Here is a 3,324-nt window from a genome sequence, read left to right as displayed (position 1 = left end):
CTATCCGGGGTGTTTGCCCTCGTATCAGTTGGTTGTAATAGTCATGCACAGCCTGCAATAAAATTGGGTTACTCCAGCCATCGGCAATACAGTGATGTTGGGTAATCATTACCGTCACCAGTTGGTCGTGTTGCCTGATAATGGTGAAACGAATTAACCCCGGCTGGCTTAAATCAAACGGCTGTGTCCGGTCATGCTGCTGAATGGCATCAATCGCTGCATCCCGTTCTTCTGCGGGTAATCGGCTGAGATCCTGAACAGTAAAATTGTCCGTACCGATACTCGCATCGGTGGTCACCACCTGCAAGACTTCCTCTTCCCAGTCAAAGGCGGTGCGCAGGATAGGAAAACGCAATGAGGTCAGTAACCAGGCCTGCTGGTAGATGGCAACATCCAAATTTGTATGATAATCCAGCAATAACTGTACCCGGTAGGCATCATCCTGTGGCTGAGTCAGATAATGATAAATAAATCCCTGCTGTAGACTGGTGGCAGGATACAGTGCCTCAACCCGGTATTTTTGTTGAAAATGGAGTAAACGTTCTATCGAAACGCCTTTAATACCGTAATCACTGAGGGTCTTCATGCCCCCCGCTTGTGCTTGTTGCTGAGCGGTTTTAATCACCTCCATCAACGCCTGTTCAAACGTAGCAATAAACGTCTGTGTCTGGAGTGGTGGTAAACCTGATATCACACTGAATTGCAGTCGCCGGCCCTGAACCATGCCATTAATATTCAGCAACAGATCACTACTATTCCGACTGCTATTCTGACTGCCGGCCATAACACCACAATCATCGTTGGTGAGTGACCAGTCCTGTTCACCCGCCTCTGCCCCTAACTGACCGAGGTAGTTGAAACTGATCACAGGTAAATTACCCGCTAAATACCCGGCCTGATGCAGGGCACCGTAACCTAGCCCTTTATTTGGCACCGTCCTGAGCATCTCTTTGGTGTGGATAATCGTTTTGGTGATATCGGCCTGCATTGCCAGCCGGACAGGGTACAGAGTTGTAAACCAGCCTACAGTTTCAGAGATATCCAAAGTGTTATCAATATGTTCCCGCCCGTGACCTTCCAGCAGAATAACATTGACTGGCCGTGAGAAACACGTCCGCAAGGCCAGCGTAAGGGCACTCAACAGTAAGTCATTAATTTCGGTGTGATAACCTGCATTGGCCTCACGCAACAAAGTCTCGGTCAGTGCTTCAGAGATAGCCACTTCGTGTTGACTGAGTTCCACGGCCACAGGATAAGCTCCACTCTCCGCCATGACCTGTTGCCAGTAGGGTATTTCATCCTGATGGCATTCGGCATAGCGATGTACAGCGCTGACCCACTGCCGGTAACTGCTGGTTTTTGCCGGCAAGGTATCACTTTGTTGCGTGTCTTTCTGGAGCAATCAACGTTACCTCATTGTGATGTCAGTCAATGGGATGAAACGGCATTACGCCAGCAACTGACCGAATGGCAGAGCCGCTTTGATTATTGTAACGGGCCTCTGTGGCAGGCGGCGTACCTGACCGGATATGCCGACGGGAGTGCCCGCTTATTCTTCGCATTTCACCATCTGATCATTGATGCTGTGTCCTGGCGCATCATTGCAGAAGATATGCGTTTATTGCTCCAGAAAGACGCGCTACAGAGTGATACCTTGCCGGCAAAAACCAGCAGTTACCGACAGTGGGTCAGCGCCGTGCATCGCTATGCCGAATGTCATCAGGATGAAGTGCTTTACTGGCAACAGGTCATAGCAGAGGACGAGATTTATCCAGCTGTAGAAGAGGCTCGTCAGCATCGGTTGGCTATCTCTGAGGTACTGACCGAAACCTTGTTGCGTGAGGCCAATGCCGGTTATCACACCGAAATTAATGATTTACTGCTGAGTGCCCTTACGCTGGCCTTGCAGGCGTGTTTCTCACGGCCGGTCAATCTTATTTTGCTGGAAGGCCACGGGCGGGAACATATCGATAACACATTGGATGTTTCTGAAACCGTAGGCTGGTTTACAACCCTGTACCCTGTCCGGTTGGCAATGCAGGCCGATATTGCTGAAACCATTATGCACACTAAAGAGATGCTCAGAGCGGTGCCGAATAAAGGGCTGGGTTACGGTGCCCTGCATCAGGCCGGGTATTTAGCGGGTAATCTGCCGACAATCAGTTTCAACTACCTCGGTCAATTAGGGGGAGAGGCGAGCGAACAGGACTGGTCACTGGCCAGCGACGATTGCGGAACCATGATAGCCGACAGCAATAAGAGCCATTTATTACTGGATATTAATGGTGCAGTGCAGGAAGGCAGATTGCAGTTCAGTGTGAATTCCCGTTTACCACAACATCAGGCACAAACATTTATTACCGCGTTTGAACAGGCATTGATGACGGTGATTAAAACCGCTCAGCAACAGGCTCAGGCGGGAGGCGTGAAGACTCCGAGTGATTATGGCATTAAAGGCGTTTCAATTGAGCAGTTAAATCAACTAACTCAGCGTCTTGGTCATGCGGGCAATGAAAATTCGCACTTCCATTCAGAAAAGAAAACCATTTTGGATGTGTAACGATATGTTGAAACTATTAGAAGAACTGAATAAAAATCACATGTCAGTGTGGGCTTGTGAAAACAAATTAAAATTAGCCTTTTCAGGGGAAACTCCGCCTGCTCTATTGATCGATAAAGTAAAAGCAAAAAGGGAAACTATTTTAGATTTCTTAAATGCAAAATGTATTTTCTCTGAAAAAGATTTTCAAAACTTTATCCTGAGTGAAAATCACGCTAATTTTAATAACATCAGTAAAGAGCGTAACAATAAAATTGAAGTGATATTTCCCGCCACCAGTTTACAGCAGGGGTTTATTTATCATTATCTGGCTCAACCACAGGATGATGCCTATCGGGTACAGTTATTGCTGGATTATCACACAAATTTGAATGTTGCTATCTACCAGCAGGCCTGGTTATTGATCTCATTGCGTTTTCCTATCCTGCGCACCGCTTTTGACTGGGAAGGAGAACTCTTGCAGGTGGTGACCGCAGGCGCGAGTATTGGTGCCGCCAATTTTACTGTTCAGGATCTCAGCCGATTACCCGCAGAAGAGCGGGATGCAGCGATTGATGCCATTCAGCAGCATGACCGGACACAACCGTTTGATTTAAGCCAGCCGGGATTAATTCGTTTCACCATTATCAGGCAACATGACCAATTGGTGACGGTAATGATTACCCAACATCACTGTATTGCCGATGGCTGGAGTAACCCGGTTTTATTGCAGGCTGTGCATGACTATTACAACCAACTGATACAAGGGCAAACACCCCGGATAG

General features: G+C 47.8%; 3 protein-coding genes. 2 read left to right on the top strand and 1 reads right to left on the bottom strand.

All coding sequences use genetic code 11. The features are described from left to right. Positions 1–1,402 (bottom strand): condensation domain-containing protein (locus AAC147_RS05525; RefSeq protein WP_047685837.1); only part of this gene is annotated, 1,402 nt, incomplete at its 3' end. Between AAC147_RS05525 and AAC147_RS05520 the strand changes: the two genes are divergently transcribed. After that, on the top strand, positions 1,379–2,560 hold the full coding sequence (locus AAC147_RS05520) for a condensation domain-containing protein (protein WP_231571621.1): 1,182 nt from the start codon (positions 1,379–1,381) through the stop codon (positions 2,558–2,560). The two genes, AAC147_RS05525 and AAC147_RS05520, sit on opposite strands and share 24 nt — an antisense overlap. Before the next feature lie 4 nt (positions 2,561–2,564). Further along, the coding region (locus tag AAC147_RS05515) for a condensation domain-containing protein (RefSeq protein ID WP_197056428.1) at positions 2,565–3,324 on the top strand (760 nt) is incomplete at its 3' end.

Origin of the sequence: Xenorhabdus sp. NBAII XenSa04 (assembly GCF_963866145.1) — a bacterium.
Classification (GTDB): Bacteria; Pseudomonadota; Gammaproteobacteria; order Enterobacterales; family Enterobacteriaceae; genus Xenorhabdus; species Xenorhabdus indica.
The sequence above is the reverse complement of the archived record's forward strand: the minus strand, read 5'-3'. Positions and strand labels throughout refer to the sequence as shown.